Annotated in this window: 15 protein-coding genes and 1 tRNA gene; 8 read left to right on the forward strand and 8 right to left on the reverse strand. The window is 41.8% G+C overall.

Annotation, left to right across the window (positions count from 1 at the left end; genetic code table 11):
* Positions 1-13: 13 nt before the first annotated feature.
* From QXD64_05015 to QXD64_05030, 4 genes are all read right to left on the reverse strand, one after another.
* The gene (locus QXD64_05015; GenBank protein MEM3396673.1) at positions 14-1,891 is read right to left on the reverse strand and encodes a Mur ligase family protein; all 1,878 of its coding nucleotides are present in this window, start codon (positions 1,889-1,891) and stop codon (positions 14-16) included.
* A 4-nt stretch (positions 1,892-1,895) separates the two neighbouring features.
* Entirely contained in the window at positions 1,896-2,774 is an 879-nt protein-coding gene (locus QXD64_05020; GenBank protein ID MEM3396674.1) for a hypothetical protein, read from the reverse strand.
* A gap of 12 nt (positions 2,775-2,786) precedes the next feature.
* On the reverse strand, positions 2,787-7,064 hold the full coding sequence (ileS, locus tag QXD64_05025; protein ID MEM3396675.1) for an isoleucine--tRNA ligase: 4,278 nt from the start codon (positions 7,062-7,064) through the stop codon (positions 2,787-2,789).
* Between the two features lie 74 nt (positions 7,065-7,138).
* Positions 7,139-7,288, reverse strand: a complete 150-nt coding sequence (locus tag QXD64_05030; protein MEM3396676.1) for a 50S ribosomal protein L40e — start codon at positions 7,286-7,288, stop codon at positions 7,139-7,141.
* A gap of 612 nt (positions 7,289-7,900) precedes the next feature.
* Between QXD64_05030 and hisS the strand changes: the two genes are divergently transcribed.
* From hisS to QXD64_05050, 4 genes are all read left to right on the forward strand, one after another.
* On the forward strand, positions 7,901-9,238 hold the full coding sequence (gene hisS, locus QXD64_05035) for a histidine--tRNA ligase (protein MEM3396677.1): 1,338 nt from the start codon (positions 7,901-7,903) through the stop codon (positions 9,236-9,238).
* Between the two features lie 13 nt (positions 9,239-9,251).
* Positions 9,252-10,358, forward strand: coding sequence for a glycosyltransferase (locus tag QXD64_05040; GenBank protein ID MEM3396678.1), 1,107 nt, complete (start codon positions 9,252-9,254; stop codon positions 10,356-10,358).
* A 103-nt stretch (positions 10,359-10,461) separates the two neighbouring features.
* Positions 10,462-11,301, forward strand: a complete 840-nt coding sequence (locus QXD64_05045; protein MEM3396679.1) for a helix-turn-helix domain-containing protein — start codon at positions 10,462-10,464, stop codon at positions 11,299-11,301.
* A gap of 124 nt (positions 11,302-11,425) precedes the next feature.
* A tRNA-Leu gene (locus QXD64_05050) sits at positions 11,426-11,513 on the forward strand.
* 47 nt (positions 11,514-11,560) lie between these two features.
* Here QXD64_05050 and QXD64_05055 read toward each other — a convergent pair.
* Positions 11,561-12,094 carry a Holliday junction resolvase gene (locus tag QXD64_05055; GenBank protein ID MEM3396680.1) on the reverse strand — a complete coding sequence of 178 codons (534 nt, stop codon included), beginning with the start codon at positions 12,092-12,094 and terminating at the stop codon, positions 11,561-11,563.
* 107 nt (positions 12,095-12,201) lie between these two features.
* Here QXD64_05055 and QXD64_05060 point away from each other — a divergent pair, with 107 nt between their 5' ends.
* The gene (locus QXD64_05060; GenBank protein ID MEM3396681.1) at positions 12,202-12,849 is read left to right on the forward strand and encodes a hypothetical protein; all 648 of its coding nucleotides are present in this window, start codon (positions 12,202-12,204) and stop codon (positions 12,847-12,849) included.
* Positions 12,850-12,907: 58 nt separating this feature from the next.
* On the forward strand, positions 12,908-15,895 hold the full coding sequence (locus QXD64_05065) for a tetratricopeptide repeat protein (GenBank protein MEM3396682.1): 2,988 nt from the start codon (positions 12,908-12,910) through the stop codon (positions 15,893-15,895).
* Here QXD64_05065 and QXD64_05070 read toward each other — a convergent pair.
* Positions 15,854-16,246 carry a cytidine deaminase gene (locus QXD64_05070; GenBank protein MEM3396683.1) on the reverse strand — a complete coding sequence of 131 codons (393 nt, stop codon included), beginning with the start codon at positions 16,244-16,246 and terminating at the stop codon, positions 15,854-15,856. The two genes, QXD64_05065 and QXD64_05070, sit on opposite strands and share 42 nt — an antisense overlap.
* Positions 16,247-16,280: 34 nt before the next feature.
* Positions 16,281-18,791 carry a tetratricopeptide repeat protein gene (locus tag QXD64_05075; protein ID MEM3396684.1) on the reverse strand — a complete coding sequence of 837 codons (2,511 nt, stop codon included), beginning with the start codon at positions 18,789-18,791 and terminating at the stop codon, positions 16,281-16,283.
* Positions 18,792-18,881: 90 nt separating this feature from the next.
* Between QXD64_05075 and QXD64_05080 the strand changes: the two genes are divergently transcribed.
* The gene (locus QXD64_05080) at positions 18,882-19,232 is read left to right on the forward strand and encodes a helix-turn-helix domain-containing protein (protein MEM3396685.1); all 351 of its coding nucleotides are present in this window, start codon (positions 18,882-18,884) and stop codon (positions 19,230-19,232) included.
* Here the strand turns inward: QXD64_05080 and QXD64_05085 are convergent.
* Complete coding sequence (locus QXD64_05085) at positions 19,229-19,534, reverse strand: transcription factor S (protein ID MEM3396686.1); 306 nt, start codon at positions 19,532-19,534, stop codon at positions 19,229-19,231. The genes QXD64_05080 and QXD64_05085 overlap by 4 nt on opposite strands.
* Before the next feature lie 134 nt (positions 19,535-19,668).
* On the opposite strand from QXD64_05085, the gene QXD64_05090 reads away from it, so the two are divergent.
* Entirely contained in the window at positions 19,669-20,061 is a 393-nt protein-coding gene (locus tag QXD64_05090; GenBank protein MEM3396687.1) for a hypothetical protein, read from the forward strand.

Genomic DNA, 20,061 nt, shown 5'->3' on the forward strand with positions numbered 1-20,061 from the left:
AATAACCGCTTCTCTACACTTTTCTTTCACAAAACCCTGCAATCTGACAATGCTCGCATCTCGGCTTTACTGGCCTGCACACACTCTTTCCGTGCTCTACAAACAGGTAGTTAATCTTTTTCCACAATGGTTTCGGAATCACCCGCTTCAGTGCATTCTCTGTCTCCTCTGGCGTCTTCGTGCTCACTACACCCATTCTATTCGAGATTCTGTGGACATGGGTATCTACTGGCAGGGCATCCTTTCCAAACCCAAACACAAGCACGCAGTTCGCTGTCTTCCTTCCTACACCTGGAAGTTTTAATAACTCTTCAATTTTCTCGGGCACCTTTCCGCTATACTTTTCCTCGATAATTCTTGCCACCTCTACAATTTTCTTAGCCTTCAAATTGTAAAACCCGACTGGTTTGATAATTTCTGCAATCTCCTCTGGATTTGCTCTTACAAGTGTCGAGACATCTGGATACCGTGAGAACAGAGCGTCTGCTCTCGGATATGTAACCTCATCTTTCGTGCGTTGTGAAAGAATGGTTGCAATCAGCACTCTGAATGGGTCGTCATAATGGCCAGCATTCCCGTAGATACTCTCAAGCGTCTCAACAAGCTTATACCAGTCGATGCCAGCGTTCTCTGATACTCTCTCTAACTTCCGTTTTTCAAAGAATGCAAGGGCATCGCCAGCAAGATAGACGGAACCGCAAATGCACCAAATCCCAGGGCGAGAAAGGACTGCAGAAAAAGCTTCTTCACGCTTCATCACAACCGCCTTCCTGAAATATCTTGCCGCAATTTTTTTCACTCGCTCCGCATTCTCAGCTCTCGGAGAATCTGGCTCTGTAATAATTATCTCATCTCCAACCCTGGAAAGTGTACGCAAAATCTCCCCTTTCTTCTTGTCTTTGAAAACGCCGAAGACAAAATTAACCTTATCGTAATTCTCTGCCAGTGATTCTACAAGTGCCTCTGCACTTCTGGGCGTGTGGGCACAATCCACAATAACATCAGGTTTCTCATGCACCTTCTCAAATCTCCCATGCCAGACAGCAGTTCTCAAACCCTCTCGAATCCACCTCTCCTCCAATCCAAGCACTTTTGCACAGAGCACAGCAAGAGCAGCATTTTCAAACTGGAATCTACCTGGCAATGAAATTTCAAGGTCTTCAAGAGACCATGTTCCGTAATTTATTGAAAATTTCCTTTTATCCTTTACTTCAATCATGTCGTTCGTAAGCACAATAAGCTCAGATTTGTTCTGCTTTGCAATCTCCTCAATAACTTTGAGTGCCTTCCCAGTAGCGCCTGTCACGACAGGCACACCCTCCTTTATTATCCCTGCTTTCTCTCTTGCGATTTTTTCAATGCTCCTTCCTAGTACGTTTGTATGCTCATGCTCAACATTCGTGATGACACAGCATTCTGGCGAGACTACATTTGTTGCATCCAGGCGTCCTCCGAGACCAACCTCTACAACTGCATAATCCACTTCTACATCTGCAAAATACTTGAATGCCATTGCTGTGGTAAACTCAAAGAATGTTACTTGCTTTGTTCTGTCTACTGCTATCATCCCATCAACAATATCCTTAATTTTATTATAATACTCCACCACTTTCTCCTTCGGTATTTTCTCTCCGTTCACCACTATCCTTTCATTGAACTCAATTAGATGCGGTGAGGTATAAAGACCTGTTTTATACCCTGCAGATTTTAAAATCGAATGAAGGAAGGCACACACAGACCCCTTTCCTTTACTGCCTGTGACATGCACCACTTTGAAGTGTGTTTCGGGATGGCCTAGATGTTCAAGCAATCCTCTGATGTTATCAAGGTTAAGCTTAGTTCCAAATCTGGTTAAGGCATAGAGGTGCTGGAGTATTTCCTCATAACTCATTCTTTCACTTTTTTATTTCAAGCAACAGTGTTCTCAGTGACTCTATTGTTGTTTTGAGTTCTCCCACGCTCTTCTCAATCGCCTCTACCCTCCTCACAATCTCAATCTGGCTCTTGTTTAAGCTTTCAATTCTGTTATGGGTCTCAATTGAGGTTACATCAATATGTTTGTTCACGCTTTTCAGCATTGTGTCAATCTTTTCCTCAAATCCCTTCAACTCCTTCATCTCTGCTTCTAGTTTTTCGATCAAAGGCTTAAGTTCCGTCGCAACATTTGAGCTTTCGCCAGCAGGAACAGAAGAACTACCCGCTCCAGACCTCTCCAGTGCCTCTGAAATTTCGTTCAGCTTTCGCATGTTCTCGCTTATCAGCAACCTCACCTGGGTGGCAACTTTGAATGTATCTGCTACGTCTCTTGAAAGTGCCTGCGTTAAGTTTTTCGTCTCGACGGCTTGAGAATTTATTGCTTCCGCAGTCCTTCCTATGCTTTCATTGATCGTTTTTCCAAGACCTTCATTCACCCTCTTGAAACTCTCCTCAATCATTGCAACAAGTTTCTCGTAGGTTTTTGCCTCAACTTCACTTATTTCTGCCTTAATTTTGGGTATGGAATTATCTATTGCCTTATTTACATCCTCAATTTTAGCACTCAAGTCCTTGTAAACCGTATTGGTTGTTGTAAGTAAATAGTTCATTCCAGTTTCCGTATATTCCTGCTGAGCTTCCAGTGCCTTCAGAAGAAGGTGCAAAATCCAGTGTTCTCTCCCTTTTGTGTGTGACAATATACCTTTGTCAATTCTCTCTCTTGCCTCCTTATCGTTTACCAGGTCAGTAATCGCACGCACCACTTCGGTTCTTATTGTGCTTTTCTTTCCTTCTGCCATAACTATTCACCATCAGATTACATCGTCCACTTCCCGCTCAATCAGATTGAATTGGGATGCCTCCATTGTTGCAGGATTTATTGGAATAAGAAGCATTGCATTATTAATTGCAATCTGGTCCTTTAGTGATTGAATTAGACGAAGCACTGTGATAAAATTATTGTTAGTAATCAGATACTCAATTCCATCCAGGAAGATAACTGAATCCCTGTTCTTTGATAGGAACTGTTCCAGTATCAAACTTAACTTTTCCAGGTCTTTGGGTCGCACTGCATTCTCCTTTCCCACATTTGAGAGCCAGATTATTGGCACATCCTCCAGTTCGTATTTCTGCTTTATCTTCTCAGGATAGTCCCTGGTGACACAGATTACCTTCGGGTTTGCCTTTGCCATGTATTCTTTAAGGTATTTGTAGGCCCTATCCGCCCGCTCACATTTGATTATGTAGGAATACCCCTGTCTGAACTCCACCGGTTTTTCCTCCATCTCTCCACCACCGATTTTCTCTGGTGTTTTATCACCTTCGTTAGCCACAGCTTGCTCAACCCTAGGTCCACTAACAAGTGGCTCAGATTGTGTCTGGACTGGCTTGACCCCGAATTCTGCTAGATATCCTAGAATTCGCTTTGCAAGATTTTCTCCAATGGTGGGCATCCTCGCCAGGTCTTCAATCCTTGCACTTGCAAGCATCTCAACCGTTCTATAACCTGCATCATAAAGGGCTCTTGCTTTTGAGGGGCCAAGCCCTGGAATTGTGTACTTTGTCATCATCAACCGCACAAAATTTTCTCGTTCCTTCTCACTTGGCTCTGGTACTTCTGGTTGTAAGGGAGCTTGTTTTTCTGGGATTGGAGTTTCAACTGCCTCTTTGTGTAATTCCTTCTTAACAGGAACTACCTTCGGCTCTTCTGCTGCCTCCACCTTCCCCTCGGCAACTTCAGGCCTCTGCGTGGAAAAATAACTGACAATTTTTTTTGCAAATGTCTTTCCAATTCCTGGAATCTTCTGAAGCTCTTCAGCATTTGCCGTCCTAAGTTTTTCTATTGATACATAGCCAGCATTGAATAGGGCTTTTCCGCGTTCTGGAGTCATTCCTGGGATTCCCATGAATTTTTCAAGGGTTGACTTGAAGTAGAGTGGAGTGATTCCAAGAACTAATGATGTCTCCCTGAGGTTCCACTCTACTACATACTCTCCAGGTATCTCTCCAGAAACAAATTCTATGTTTCTCGCATTAACATTGGCCTTTATATTTTCTACAGAGGAAAGAAGAATATTCTGCAATTGTTCATCTGTAGCAATGTAAAGGTCAATTATATCGTCGATATCCAGGCGCATCTCCTTTCGCATCTCCATGACTATGCGGATAAAGTTTCTTATGTTGGACTCCAGAATGTCTTCCTCGGTCAGATTCAGGTCTATATACAAATTTCCGTTTGTGATGGGTGCCGACTGCACATTATCTGGCAGTTTTGATTTGAAGGATACCATGTTGGGAAGAATTCTAACCAATTGCCCTTCAATACCCAGCATGTACTCTCCGCGCTCAATTCCTTCCTTAATTTTCTTCGCTGATTGAAGTTTCAGCAAATGTCCAATTTTGCTTGCCCATTGTCTGTAAACAAGACCTATCGCAGAGGGATTCGGGACCACTTCTAGGATGAGTTCATCCCAGTCCTTACCAAGAGGTAAAATCTCAATTTTTTTTGCATTCACAAACTGAGCAATAATTTTTTCGAAGTCCTTAACACTTTCAAATGTCTCTTCCTTCTCGGATTTCACAATCACTCTTCTAAGGGGGACTCGTAAAGGAATTCCTACCTTTGATCTTATCTTGTTAATCTCTTTAATAACTTCCATTGCAATTCTCATCTTTCTCTCGAGTTTATCATCTATGATAAGTTTATTTGCTGTAGGATAGTGCTCAAAGAAAACACTTTCATGCTTGCCATCGTAGGTGAGATAAATCTCCTCAGCAACATGCGGCGCAAGCGGTGCCAGCATTTTTGCGATGCTGCTCAATGTCTCTACCAAGGCATAGTAGGCAGCCATTTTTTCATGAGATAGCCCTTTTGTTCTTACCCTCTGTCTTATGGCCTTAATATAGATTCTAGATACCTCTTCTTTGATAAACCTCTCTATATGTCTCCATACTTTGTGATAGGCCATTTTATCCATTGCGTCGCTTGCTAGAAGTTTCAGATTTTCAAGGCGTGAGAGAAGCCATTTATCCTCCAGTAATAAATGCTCGCGCACATTTTCGTATGTGAGGTCTCTGAGCTCGACCTTGTCGTTTCTCATGTATATGTTGGCGAAAACTGCAACATTCCATAATATAGAAAGAGAACGATATATTCCCTTTATTCGTTCCTCATTGTAAACTAAATCCTGCCATGGTTCTTTGGAGAGAAGATACACCCTTAAAGCATCATAGCCATATCTCCCAGCAAGATTTCTAGGTGTGTCCACATTTGGAGACACGTTGGTAACCAGCTGGTGCTTCTCATCCACTACATGTCCATGAGCAAAAACACTTTGGTAGGGCAGCTTGTCAAAGGCAATATAGCTGAGCACCATCTGTGAGAAGAACCAATTTTTCGTTTGTGTGTGTGCTTCAACAATAATGTCGACAGGCCAAATGCTGGCAAATTCCTCCTTTTTGGATGGATAGCCAATAGAAGCCCATGAAGCTACACCTGAATCTATATACACATCAACTGTATCCTCCACGCGACGCATGTCCTTTCCGCACTTTTCACAAGTAAACACAACATTGTTGATCCAAGGAATATGAAGGTACTGGCCTTCCAAAAACCCTTTTCCAGCTTTCAACTCTTGAATTGAAGACACGACCTTTGTGTTACCGCAAGAGCATTTCCAGATTGGCATAGGAATGCCCCAGTACCTTTGCCTTGAAACACACCAGTCTCCAAGGTTTGAAAGGAAATCATACATCCTACCCGAGCCAACCCATGGGGGAATCCATTTCACTCCCTCAGAGGCCTCCAGCAACCTATCCCGCATTCCTTTTGTCCTGATAAACCATTGCTTAGTCGGAAGATGTAGAAGTTGAGAGCCACACCGCCAGCAATGCCCAACCCTTATCACTTCCTCCGCTTCTGCGTAGAGTACCTCTCCATCTCTCAAGTCCCTTATGATCAAAGAGTTCGCATCGTCATACTTAAATCTTGCATATTTGTTTATTATTTTAGAGGTAAAGGTACCATCAATCTCAAACGGATTGAATACTGGTAGGTTGTATTCTTGTCCTATTTCAAACTCTACAGTACCCATACCCGGTGAAATGAAGAAAGCACCTGTATGAACAGGCTGAACTCTTTTGCTCGTGACAATCTTGTGCACCCATTCCCCTTTTACCTCCTGATGGTAGGGTACCTCTATCAGTAACGGAGGAATGTACTCAGTGCCTTTCAAGCTCTCTCCCTTAATCGTTTCTATAATCTCGGTACTCACATGATTTCTAAGAGCGAGAATTTTTTCTGCATTCTGTTTACACGTGATTAGGATCTGCTCCTCTTCCCCTGTTTTCACCTTCACCTTTACATACTCTTCATCTGGATTTACTGCAATCGCAAGAGCACCTGTAACTATCCATGGATAAGGTGTCCATACAAGTATAAACTCGTCAGTGCGTCCCTTCAAAGGCACGATCACATAAACTCCATGAACCTTTGCCTCCTTGTATTCAACCTCATTGTCTGAAATCGCGGTTTCACATCTTGGGCAGACAGGAACTACTCTTTCCAGCTCAACAAGGAAGCCACGCTCATAAGCCCTCGCAATGCTCCACCACACAGAGGAAATGTACTCATCTGAAAGAGTGATGTAAGCTCGGTCCCAATCAAACCAGATGCCTAGCATTTTGTATTCTTCAATCATTTTGTTCTTATTTTCAAATGTAAAACTCCTGCATTTTTCAATGAATTTGTCAAGTCCATACCTTTCAATTTCTCTCTTCCCTTTTAGCATCAAGCTCTGCTCGAGCATGATTTCGATTGAAACGCCATGCATATCAAAGCCAGGTATCGCTATCACGTTTTTTCCATTCATCAAATTATATCTGATCAATACGTCCTTCAGTACCTTATTTCTAGCATGCCCCATGTGCACAATTCCTGTTGCAAAAGGGGGACCATCCAGAATGAAAAACTTTTCGGATTTCTCCCTTGCTTTTTTCACCTTCTGATAAGCTTTCTGTTCCTCCCAGTACTTGAATATCTTTGTTTCCAATGCCTGAAGATTGAACTCCTTCTGAATATCCCTAATCATTTCTCTCTACCTTCATCAGATCGGGTGCGATGGATGCTCATTTCATATTTTACCATGCATTTTTCTGATACCTATTACTGTTTCGCACCCCTTTCCTTTGATTTAGGTCTTAATCCTGAGTAGCCACACTTTCTGCATCTTGTAGCTCTTAAAGGATTTCTTGCACTGCATCGCATGCAAATTTTCTTATTCAGTAAGCGGTCAACTGCCTCTGGGAACGCCATCGTAACACCGAATGCGGTATATTTTCCACACTATTTAACTCTTTCTTAAACCACATTTCATCTGTGCTTAGCAGTGCTCCCACAGATATTGGTTAAGAATTTACCATGTCTCAAAATTATTCCTACATCTTACACCAAATAAGTTCTTCTACAAAAATCTAGTATCTCCGAAAGATACTGGCTAAAATTCAAAAATTGATGCCAGTATGTAAACCTCCTGATGCATGTTTCTTATAAATTTTTAAAATGGGCTTTCAAAATTCCACCGATGCACCGAAAGTGACGCTTTTCGGCACCAGCGCCAAGTGGTTAGTGTTATATATAGTGTTATATAAAGATGAGGTGAGATTCAAGGAATTTCTTCTCGGTCTCTATGAAATATGTAGAGAGCGAAATGAAAATACACTATGAAAGGGTTGATGGCCACTTCTATGGTACAGGAGCCATAGGGGTGTAGGCCGGGAAAAAATCAGTAGGTTTGCTGGCAGTATGTCCACATCAATTCCCTTTCTAATGGCTTTTAGGGTAGTAATGAGTATCTGGCTTTTCCAACTTCTTCGGAGATACTGCAAATACAGTTAAGCATATATTCCTCCTTTCCATGCACCACACATGCTCCAACCATTGAGGGGTTTCAGAGATTTCTATCCGGAAACAATGGCTGCAAGAAGAAAGATGTTTGAGGCAATGATATCGGCAGTTAGAAAATACGGGTTTAGGGAGATAGACACACCAAGTGTGGAGGGGCTGGAGCTATTCAAACTCAAGAGCGGTCCAGGCATTGTTGAGGAAACATTTTCATTCGTTGATAAAGGTGGTAGAGAGGTCACTCTTATCCCTGAGCTTACGCCCTCTGTGGCAAGAATGATTTCTGCTAGACGCAAGGTACTTACGTTTCCGCAAAAGTGGTATTCTCTAGGAAAAATGTGGAGATATGAAGAACCGCAATCAGGAAGATTACGAGAATTTTACCAGTTGAATGTAGACATCTTCGGCGCAGATAACATTGAGTCAGATGCGGAGATAATTGCAGTGGGAATAGAAATAATGAAGGCCTTGGGAATTGAGAACGAGATTGTAGTTAAAATTTCGCATCGGCAGCTTGTGCAAGGGATTTTAGAATGTATGGGTGTCCAGAATGTGGAAGAGGCAATGCATGTGATTGACAAGAGAGATAAGATGCATACTGAGGAGTTCAGACAGGAGCTCAGCAGGATGGGAGTTCGAGATGAGCAAATGGATAAGCTGTTGGAGATTCTTTCATTTAAAAAGGAGTTTACAAAAGAAACTATTAGTGAAGTGAAAGCGGCAATAGAAAATCTCCTTCCATTCAGTTCAAAGAGGGTGGATGTGCAGGAAATGACACCTGGCTTCTCAATGGCTCTTCATGCTGCAGAAAAACTTGAGAAATTATCTAGCTATCTGAAACTCTATGAGGCAGATAAATACTGTATGCTCGACCTTGGCCTTGTGCGTGGGCTGAGTTATTACACAGGTGTGGTGTTTGAATGTTTTGACAAGCAAGGTAGTTTCCGTGCGATTTTTGGAGGCGGTAGATACGATAATTTAATTGAGCTATTTGGGGATATGAAGATTCCAGCAGTTGGTTTTGCTATAGGGGATGCTGTACTGGAACAGGTACTGAGGAAAGCAGGTAAATGGTATCCGGAGAAACTTGAAACCGACTTTTTTGTCGCATTCACAAACCAGGATTTCTATCCTCTTGCAGTGAGAATTGCGAAGATGCTCAGAAACCAGGGATTTTCAGTTGAGATAGACCTACTTAAAAGAAATCTCGAGAAACAATTCAAATATGCAGATAGGGTGGGTGCTAGAAGAGTAATAATTATAGGGGAGGAGGAATTGAAAGAGGGGAAGGTGAGGGTTAAAAACATGGAGACAGGGGAGCAGGAGAACATTGAGTTGAAAAACCTCCTGCCTGAGGAGTAAGACAGTGATAGACATGAAAGTATGTATCTTTCATGATTATATAGGGGCAATTGGTGGTGCCGAGAAGCTTATTTTCACCTTGGCAAGGGAATTAAAGGCAGATATAATAACTACTGACCTTGATAGAAACGCTGTGAATCTAGCTGGGTTTTCAGATCTGAATGTGTTTTCAATAGGTGATGTTTTCAGGATTCCACCGCTTAAACAGATAGACACCTCAATCCAATTCTTTCTTTCAAATTTCAGGAAGGACTACGACTTTTTTATTCTCTCAGGTAACTGGGCGCATTATGCAGCAGTTCATCATTCGCCAAATCTATACTACTGCCACACACCAACAAGGGCTTTTTTTGAACTCAGGAAAAGAGTGGTAAATTCACAGGAAACCCTTTTCAGAAAAATGATTGCATATGCCTGGACAGGAACGCACAGGGTTTTTGAACGGTATTGCATTAATCACTATGTAGATACAATTGTTGCGAACAGTGAAAATGTGAGAGCAAGAATCCAAAGGGACTACGGAAGAGATGCAGAAGTGGTCTACACTGCACTGCCAGTATCAAAATACAAGTTCAAGGAAATTGGTGACTTCTGGCTTTCTGTAAACCGAATTTACCCAGAAAAACGGATTGACTTGCAGCTCGAAATTTTCCGTGAATTGCCAGATGAAAAATTAAAAATTGTCGGTGGGTTTTCAAAGGGTGACTGGGCAGAGAAGAACTTCAGAAAACTTCAGAAAATTAAACCGGAGAATGTAGAGTTTCTTGGGGAGGTAAGTGAGGAAGAATTGCTTGAACTCTATGCAACCTGCAAGGGATTTATTACCACAGCTCTAGACGAAGATCTGGGTCTCACACCAATAGAGGCAATGGCCTCTGGCAAAATTGTGCTGGCTGTAAATGAAGGTGGTTACAGAGAAACGGTGCTTCATGGGAAAACTGGATATCTGCTTCCTCCCGAAAAGGATGCATTCCTTGATAAGATAAGGAAGCTAAAACCAGAAGAAATGATGGCGATGCGAGATAATTGTTATCAACAAGCCAAAAAATTTGATGTGCCTATATTTGTTGAAAAAATTCGGCGAAAAATCAGGGAAACGATGGAGAGAAAAGGGTTCTGAAAAGGCAGGATATTAGTGATTTTTACCTCTTATTTTCAGTTTTGATAATTTGCACTTGGGGGTATTTAAACAATGAAAACAATTTTTTATCGGGGTGATAAAGATGCCCGCAGACCTCGACTACATCACGCTCATCAATCCGGTTTTCACGGATGTAGCATTTCACATACTTATCTCATTCGTTCTCGCCCTCATAATAAATGTGAAACTCAAACACAAGTACTGGCTATATATTACTGCGACTATCGGAATAAACGGCCTCATTGATTCAGACCACTTTATTTCCGCACTGTTGGGAGATGTGAACATTTTCCACAACATATTCGTGTTTGTGGTAATTCCGCTGGGTTTTTATGCACTTGCGTTCTTTTATGGGCAGAAGAAGGGAAAAGGTGTTTATCCAGCAATAGCTCTGATGGTGTTTGCAATAACTCTTTCCCACATGTATCTAGATGTGGCTGCAGGCACCCCAATCTTTCTTCAATACCCTATTTCTACGACAAAATTCATATTTAATCCCTCCCTGACAGTGAATTCTGGTTTTGTTGTCTTAAGAACTCAGGAAACAGCGCTGTTAATCCTCGGTCTCCTTGCCCTCGCCTTCAACAGAGTTGCAGCATATCACATGGGACACACTTTTGCGGAGGAGTCGAACCAGAGCAGTCAGAGGTTCAATGTATATACACTGAGAAAGGTTGTGGATAGAAAGATGGTGCAAATTCTCTATCTGCTCACGATAAAGGTCCTGGCACCACACGAGATTACAGCAATCACAGGGATTCCGCTTACAGAGGTTTATAGGCGGATTCACATTCTGGTGCACCTGGGAATTGTGGAAGTAAAAGGAATCCGCTACATTAGGGGTAGGAGAATACAGTTCTTCAGTGTGGTGCCTGGAAGAGTTTATGTTCGAAATGGGGAGATTTATCTTCTCACCCCCTAAATTTTTTTATACGAATAGAGCGTTGGCAAAAATCCCCTATAAGTTTTGCGAGGCGGTTGGTGTAAAGAATAAATACCAAAAGTGATATTCCCTTAATTAGGTAGAAACATATACTCAACCCAATGCAGGGGTAGTCAAGCTTGGTCAAAGGCGCCAGAATGAGGGTCTGGTCCCATAGGGGTCCGTGAGTTCAAATCTCACCCCCTGCACCAGTATGTTTCTCATTTTAATACTTTATTAGTGTGCTGTTATACTGAAACTATTTCACCAGCAGAAAATAAAGATATTTTACGAACTGGTTGAGGAGAAGCCCATGGTCCCAGTACATCACCCTGTTGCCAGAAGTGGTTCTCTCAATCTTTGGAATTTTGTTGTAGAGGTATCTATTCCGTCCCTCAGTGAAGTTCAATCCGTCTAGTGTAAAAATCATCCATGGGTCTCCGTCTATGTTTTCGTCTTTCAAGCGATAAGCGTAAAGGGGAATTAGGTTTGAGTTTCTGCACATTCTTTCCATTTCCTCTGCTTGCTCTCTTGCTCTTCCTGATTGGGCAGTGAAAAGAAAGGTTTTCTGGCTTGAGGACTTTACCTCAACTGGAAAGGAGAATTCACCCCGCACAGCCACCAAATCTATTCCAAAAGAGCCAGCAGCTCGCAGCACCACAAACGGAATTTTTTTCAGAAGGAGATAATTTGCTCTAGTTTCGTATCCACATCTCTTTGAAATTTTTTCCATCTCCTTTTCATCTGCTTCGAAAATTCGCTTTAGTTCCCGCTCGTATATACTGCCCCGCACAGACATACAGAAGCCACTTGTGTAGATATGTCTTTCCATGCACTTTATAGTATCGTATTGTTCCTTGCATCTAAACAATTATATATTCTGTAGGAGTTATAAGAAGTGTGACGGTATATGCGACAATGTTGCCATTAGTTACAGCCCTTTTCGGGCTTGCATGTGGATTATTTATATGGATGAGTAAAAAAGTGGCAATAAGAAAACACCTACTTCTGTGGCTCTCTATCATACTCATATCACTATATGCATTTGGAGTTTTTATGGGGATGGCCGTAGGAAATATAACCTTATGGCAGGCAAGTATCGCATTTCTTTCTACAGCTCTTCTAACCGGAATGTTTTTCACAATCCAGATTACGAGAGATATAAGAGAAGCTGACAGTGTATTTCTTTTCCTCTTTCTAATCTCAACGACAGGTGGGACGCTTTCAATAGAGAGTGCCATTGAGATATATGGTGTCTATCTACCAGTGGTTTCACCCATCCTGTTCGGAATTTTTCTAGTTTATGTAATCATTGCCTGGAGCGAGGTACTATACAATTTGATAATCGTAAGAATTGCAAGTAGGAAAATGGAGTTGAAAAAGTATCGTTTGAAGTTGAATTATCTATTTGTTGGCTTAAACCTAAACTTTGTGTTACTCAGCATAGACGCTGTTTTTGTTTATGCAGATGTATTAATTGTGCCAGTTATGGCTGTCTTGGGAACTCTTCCGATTCTATTCCTATCATTTTTCGTGTTTGAACGCTGAAAATGATTAAGCGGAAAAATGGAATGATTTTTATTAACCAATGCATTTCACCTTATAAATGGCGGAGTTTCCTCTCGTGGATAGGCACAAAGAGCTTACGTTTCTGACAGAGCGGCTGAAGAGGGTAGAAGATGGCGATGGCTGTGCAGTTCTTTTGAAAGGAGATACAGGGACTGGTAAAACTAGATTATGCCAGGAACTTCTTATGCTTGCATATGACAAGGGTTTCAGTACATTATCTGGTTGGTGCATATCACAGAGCGTCCAGCCCCTAATTGCTTTTGAAGATGCACTAAAAGGAGTTGGTCTTCAGCATCTAATTGAGGAAGGAAAGCCTCCGAAAATTGAAGGTATTTATTTTTTTAACGCAAATAATTTGATCTGGAGCATTGAGCGGGAGCGTATCAAGGCAGAGGAAGTGAGCTATGAGAAAGTTAGGAGTTTTGTTTTCAGGGAGGCGGAGAAGCCAGTTGATGGTGAAGAAGGGTCTGTTAGAATAACAAGATATGGAAATTATGAGGCAATACACATGAACCACGGAGATCTAAACCTGTGTGTTATCACATATGGAAGGGTGAGGGAGACCCTCGTTCGTGACCTTCAAGGAATTTTAATAAGGAATCAGGTAGGGGAGCATGAAGCAATTAAATCTGAATGTGGAAACTTGATGAGGTCAGGAAAATATGATGGAATTGACTGGGCTCAAGGCATACATGACGCAAAAAAGCTGAATCTATTTGAGAATCTGTTACTCGGGCTAAAGAGATATGCGGAAAAACAGCCAGTCGTATTGTTTATAGATGACCTTCATCTTGCAGATACAGCTACAATTGAACTTTTCCTTTACATTGCTAGAAACATCAAAAAAGCAAAAATATTGCTCTTGGGAACTCTAAATACTGAGAGCGGTGTAATCCCTGAGAACTGGAAAGAGATTCTCCATCAGATTGAGTTGGAGCAAATTATAGAGACACTTGTTTTGAAGAATCTTTCTCCAGAAGAAGTAGGAGAGATTTTTTGCATGGTGACAGGCATAAAGTTATCGTATGAGCTTGAGCGTCTAATTTACGAAGTTACGGGTGGGAACCCATTGTTTGTCGCAGAATATCTTCAGCATCTCAAGCGTAGTTATACTTTCAGAACTGAGCAGGACATGATAAAAATTCTGAAATCTGGGAAACTCCCAGAAACCCTTTCTAACCTCGTGCTTACAAAATTTGAGAAGCTGCCAAAAATTGAACGGGATGTTTGCATCACCATTTCAGTTCTGAGGTTTGCAGAACCACAGCTTTTGTCAAGTATCTGTGGCATTCCAGCAAAAGATGTTTCTCATGTGCTTTGTAATCTCCAGGAGCGAGGGATTCTAGCAATGCAGGGCACCTTCTGGAAGTTTGTAAACTCAACGTTTTCAGAGGCAATCTATACAATGCTCAGTAACACGAGAAGGGTTTACCTCCATCGGAAAGCCCTAGCAAATTTGTTAGCTGACTACAGCACTGATGAAAGATTTTTTGGAGAAATTCTGAGGCACGGCTTGATTTTGAATAACAAAGAAGTGGTTCAGGAGTATGGAATGAAAGCTGGTGATGCAGCAATGTCAAGGTACTCCGTAAATGAGGCCATAGAAAATTACATGGCGGCGATAAATGCGGCGGATGAAGAAAAAAGAAAGAAGTTTCTCCCAAAAGTGCTGAAAGCTCTTGAAATCGTGTCAAGACATGATGAATGCATAGGACTGATAGATAAAGCATTGAAGAGTGCCAAAGAGCCAAAAGAGAGAGCCGAGTTGTTTCGCAGAAAGGCGGAGGTTTTGATAAAGAAGGGAGAGTACACCGAGGGAATGGCATGTGCGAGGGAAGCGTTGCAAATCCTTCAGGCCGGAAAAGAACAATGTGAGGATGAAGACCTAGCAAAAGTTTATAGTGTGATTGGCGTTCTTTACGAGAGAAAGGGGGGATATACAGACGCAATGCGATGGGAAGGCAAAGCTCTTCAGATTCTTGAAAAACTGGAGGGCACGGAAAGCACCCTCTCTTTTGTTTACAATAGAATGGGCGTAGTGTGTTGGCATATAGGTGACTACAAAACAAGTGAACTCTACTATAAAAAAAGCTTGGAAATTGCTCAGAAGAAAAATGATCTAGTAGCTATATCAAGATGTTATAACAATCTGGGCGTGCTTTACCGAAACAAAGGTGAGTTGGGGAGAGCCCTTGAATTTTATCTCAAAAGTTTGGAAATTGACGAAAAAATTGGAGATAGATGGGGAATTGCAGGCACATGCAATAACATTGGAGTAGTGTATCATGAGATGGGAAATATTCCCGAATCATTGGAATACTACAATCGTGCCCTTGAAATAGAGAGAGAGGTGGGAGACCTCTGGGGCATTGCCCTCCTCAATAATAATCTTGGCATTGGATACTTTGAAATGGGAATTTTGGACAAATCTTTAGAGCATTACAAAACTGCATTGACCATTTATGAGAGAGTTGGTGATTCCAAAGGCACTGCCATTGTTTACAACAACATTGGTGATGTCTACAGCATGTATGGCGACTATGAAACTGCTAGAGAATACTACAACAAAAGTGTGGAGATGTGCAGAAGAATTGGGGCGATAGATTATCTATTTAACCCAATTCATGGCCTTGTAGAAATCTCACTTTCTCCTTCTGCTATGCCGTATTGTGAAGAAAAGCTGAGGGAGTTGCAGGAGATTGCTGAAAAGTTATCAGATAGGAAAAAAATTACAATGGTAAAAGCGATGAAAGCCAGAGTGGAGACAGTGAAGGGCAATATACATGAGGCAAAAAGGTTGTTTCAAGATGCAGAGAGAAATTTTGAGGAGTGTGGAGAACTCATAGACCTGGCAAAGGTGCGGTATTACTATGGGATTTTTGAAATAAAAGTTGGAGAAAAAGAGGAAGCAAGAAAATTGCTTCGGGCTGCTGAAAAAATGTTCTCAAAATTTAATATGGCTGGCTGGAGGCAACGCGCAGAGTTAGCTTTGGGAGCGATCGATGGTGAATCCCTCAGGGATTAGTTCCGAGATTTTTTTCACAACTACCTTTCTGTTCTTTAAATATATCACATCAATGTCTGGGCCAAACTCATAGATGAATTGTCTGCAGGCGCCACATGGAGTAACTTCTACATTTCCAACAACTGCGATTGCCACGAATTTCCTTTTACCTTCGCTCACGGCTTTAGTAATCGCCACTCTCTCTGCACAGATAGTCAATCCATAGGAAGCGTTTTCCACATTTGCACCAGTATAAATCATTCCATCAGCAGTGAGGAGTGCAGCACCCACCGGGAATTTAGAGTAGGGCGCATAGGTATTTGCCATTGCATCTTTCGCAAAATCCAGCAGTCGCATGTAATCCTTTCGCATCTTTTTTAACAATGCAAGCGCATAGATAAAGGTTTCAGATGCTCTGAAGCAACTCCTTTATCTTGTTCTTCCAGACCTCAGAACCAATTTTCTCACTAACTGCCAGAGCTCGCTCGAGACATTCGCGTGCCTTCTCCATCTCTCCAGCTCTAATGTACATCTTTCCCAAAGAGGTAAGGGCACTCGCAAGATCTCCTAGTTTTTCTTGTGTCTCAAAGTAATCAATCACATCAAGGAAGAATTCTTCTGCAATCGAATAATTTTTAGCATAAGTGAGAATCCTTGCCTTCATCATTTTTATCACAGCTAAATCATCGCTATTTTGGCTATGAATGAATTTTCGCAATACCCTATCAATCTCCTCTTCAGCTTCTTTCACATCTCCTAACGCTGCTAACATGCATGCTTTACCAGCTGCAGCACATCCCGCCATACTCAGTTCTCCAATCTCTGCAAATACTGCTTCCGCCCGTGTGTAATAGTCCAGTGCTTTCTGGTTTTCACCCATTTCGTCGTAAATTGTGCCAATGTTGTAGAGTCCATAGCCAGTGCCGCTTCTATCCCCTATTTTTGTGGTGTATTCTACCTCCTTTTTGAAATATTCAATTGCCTGATTGTACTCCCCTCTTGCCCAGTGTACAATGCCAATGTTGTTAATCACAATAGAAAGTCCATACACGTCTCCGATTTTGTGGTAAATTTTCTCCGCAGAAAGCAGGTACGGTAGGCCTTTCTCAGGGTGTCCTGTGTTTAGGTAGAAGAGTCCAAGTCCATTACATGAACTTGCAATCTCTCGCACATTTTTGAGTTCTTCCCGAAGCTTATAAGCTTCCAGAAGATTTTTCTCCGCTTCTTTGTAGTTCCCCATCTGCTGCAATAAGACCCCAGTGGAGTTCAGAATATCGGCTCTCAACTTTTTGTTATCTAAACCTTTCACAATTTCGCTTGCCTTGGAATATTTTTCCAGTGCTTGCTCAAGCTTTCCCCACTTAAAATACACACTTCCTTCCACAAACAACGCTTCTGCTTTAACATCTAGATTCTCCAATGCAGATGATGGGATTTTTTTCAAAAGAGATAGTGCATCTTCATACCTCGCCATCTTCACATAGTCGTTGGCAAGATGGAAAATTATCTCAGCAACATCCTTATCATCAAATGTGAGTGCGAGTGCTTTTTCATAATATTCAATTCCTTTCTGGAAGTCAGAAATTACCGAAAATGCATAACCAAGAGTTTTGTATATCTTGGCCTTTAGTCCATCAGCTACCCCTAATTTCTCTCCATATTCAAGTGCATACTGGGCATTTCTAAGACAGTCCTCAATTGTAAAATTTCTAAGATAGTACACTGCACTTTTCAAGTAATATTCAGCGCACTCAGGTAACCCTGCAATGCTTAGATGTCTTCCAATCTCTTCGAAAAACTCTTCCCTATTTTTGGTTTTAATTAAATATTCCGCCATTCTTTTGTGGACTTCAGAGGCTTTGGTTTTTGGAACCATTGAGTAGAGTGTCTCGTATACTGGATTGTTAAGAAACAGGTATCGTTCCTCCGTACCCACTTTCTCTACGAGGAATCCCATCGCAATCATCTTTTCAATGCACTCGAGAATAACCTCTTCCTCCAGACCGATTACTGCACAAGCGTCTTCGTATGCGAATTCTCTGCCGAGAATTGAAAGGAGACACATCGTCTCTCTCATATCTTTATCTAGGGCTTTTATTCTCTTCTGGTACGCGGCACTGAGGGACAGAGGGATTGTGACTCGCTCTAGCATTTCAATTTTGGCGGCCTTCTCCTTGAGTGTTTCCATAATCTCCAAAATAAAAAGGGGATTACCAGAGGTCTTTTCATGTATTTTTCTCAGAATCTTGTCGGATAAATCCATGTTCAATGTTCCCTTTATCAGAAGGACTGTATCTTGTGCAGAGAGGGGCTTCAAACTCAGAATTTTCAAAACTTTCTCCACATTCATTGTTTTCACTGTGTTATCAAGGAACTCGTTTGTTTCTTCTACTTCAGATGCAGTTGCCACAAACATGATTCTTGTTTTTCCGATGTTCCTTGCAAGGTAATGGAAGAAGGAAATTGTGCCACTGTCTGCCCATTGTAAGTCATCAACTAGCACGCAAATGGGAGAGGACCTCGAGAGTTCTACTAGATTACTATAGAGTTGCTCAAACACTCTATACTGTTCGGAAACAATTCTTTCCCGCTCCACTTTCTCTGCAGTTTCAAATGCAAGTCCTAGGGGGAGCAAGCCACCAGTATCCGAATTAGCAAGGAGTGTGTCATATCCTTTCATCACCAATGACTTCACAGTCCCAAAAGGCATTTTATTTTCAGGCGTGCATTTTTCTTGAATGACACTGATACCCTGCTCTGTGGCAATTCTGCCTGCTTCTTCTAGCAATCGTGTTTTTCCAATACCTGGTTCACCTGTGATAAGAATGGCAAATCCTTCGTTTCTTTCCTTTAGGTTTTTTACTGCGCTATTTATCTCCGCAATTTCTTTTTTTCTGTTAACGAATAATGCCTGCACGATTGCACATATGCACATGGTTAAATAAGGTTATGGTTCCACAAACAAATCTTATGAAAAACATTTATACCTTCATCGTAATCCCCTCATGTGCAGGGATTAAAGCCACCCGCGAGTTGCAGTGAGGTGCTCCGCTATATATTCAAATTAAGCTCGCTGGAATACGAGGTGTTGAAGCAACTTGTGAGGGCAGAGGCCAGAGGAATGACTGTTGAAGAACTTGCAAATGTGCTAGGCAAGCATCAGGCAACAGTCCACAGAGCACTAAGTCAGCTAATGGCAAAGGGGCTCTGCAAGAGAAAAACAGAGTATCTTCCAAAAGGGGGTTACTATTACAGATACTATGTACTCCCACCAGAACAGTTGAAAGCAATGATTGTTATGTGCATTGAAAAATGGTATAACGCTGCCAAAGAACAGGTAAACAAATTTGAGATTTAGTACTCACGCCATTTATGTCCACATTTTGTGCATTGATATATCTTTGTTTCTGGCTCATCAGCAGCCCTTGTCTGTCTCAGAACCCAATATGCCTCCTTATTACCGCACTTCGGACACTCTGTGTCCGTGGTCTTTGGAAGCGTATCCAAGGGCTGGTCTATGATTGTGAGCTCTTTTGATTTTGAACGTGTTTCGAAGGTCTGGCTTTGTGAGGAATCAATAGGAACCTCGTTTTTGCATCGCCTGCACACCCATTTACCTGATGCTGGCACCATCAAGCTGCCGCATTTTGGACAGAACATATTAACCACGCCTACCTCACAAAATCAGATAGTATATAAAGGTAGTTGTAGGTGTTGGGAGAACTAGAAATTGAATGCAGGATATGGGAATTTGCTCTGATGCCTTTATATATCCCCTCTTCATCTCCCAAACCATGGTGAGAAATAAAGTAGCGATGGGTGTAGGAATTGCAGGAGGAGTATGCCTACTACTGGCAGGTGTTGGTGGAGTGGCTTATCTTGGCACAGTAAGAGACATTATACTGCAGGTGATAAACAACGAAATGATTGCTCTGGTATTTTCCATTCTGATTGCAATAGCTGCACTGGGTGGAATTGCAGTGATAATCGGTGCAGTGCTGATTGGGATTGAGCATCCGAAAATAGGAAAACTGTTTGTCTGGCTTGGCACAGGACTCGGAATAATCGCACTTGTGTTCGGAATAATTTCGATTGCTGGCCAGCAGAGTGCAGTTACAATCGGTCCAACTACTCTTGCAATTGTCGGCACAGTTCTGGCAATGGTCTGCAAGTTTCTGGCAAAATAA

The sequence above is a fragment of the Thermoplasmata archaeon genome, from assembly GCA_038874435.1.
Classification (GTDB): domain Archaea; phylum Thermoplasmatota; class Thermoplasmata; order Lutacidiplasmatales; family SKW197; genus SKW197.

Excerpts from the sequence above, each read along its gene's own strand:
- QXD64_05045 (MEM3396679.1), top strand. The coding sequence starts at position 10,462 with ATGCCCGCAGACCTCGACTACATCACGCTCATCAATCCGGTTTTCACG.
- QXD64_05040 (MEM3396678.1), top strand. The coding sequence starts at position 9,252 with ATGAAAGTATGTATCTTTCATGATTATATAGGGGCAATTGGTGGTGCC.
- QXD64_05015 (MEM3396673.1), bottom strand. The coding sequence starts at position 1,891 with ATGAGTTATGAGGAAATACTCCAGCACCTCTATGCCTTAACCAGATTT.
- QXD64_05065 (MEM3396682.1), top strand. The coding sequence starts at position 12,908 with ATGGCGGAGTTTCCTCTCGTGGATAGGCACAAAGAGCTTACGTTTCTG.
- ileS (MEM3396675.1), bottom strand. The coding sequence starts at position 7,064 with ATGATTAGGGATATTCAGAAGGAGTTCAATCTTCAGGCATTGGAAACA.
- QXD64_05030 (MEM3396676.1), bottom strand. The coding sequence starts at position 7,288 with ATGGCGTTCCCAGAGGCAGTTGACCGCTTACTGAATAAGAAAATTTGC.
- QXD64_05020 (MEM3396674.1), bottom strand. The coding sequence starts at position 2,774 with ATGGCAGAAGGAAAGAAAAGCACAATAAGAACCGAAGTGGTGCGTGCG.
- hisS (MEM3396677.1), top strand. The coding sequence starts at position 7,901 with ATGCTCCAACCATTGAGGGGTTTCAGAGATTTCTATCCGGAAACAATG.
- QXD64_05070 (MEM3396683.1), bottom strand. The coding sequence starts at position 16,246 with ATGCGAAAGGATTACATGCGACTGCTGGATTTTGCGAAAGATGCAATG.
- QXD64_05090 (MEM3396687.1), top strand. The coding sequence starts at position 19,669 with ATGGTGAGAAATAAAGTAGCGATGGGTGTAGGAATTGCAGGAGGAGTA.
- QXD64_05085 (MEM3396686.1), bottom strand. The coding sequence starts at position 19,534 with ATGTTCTGTCCAAAATGCGGCAGCTTGATGGTGCCAGCATCAGGTAAA.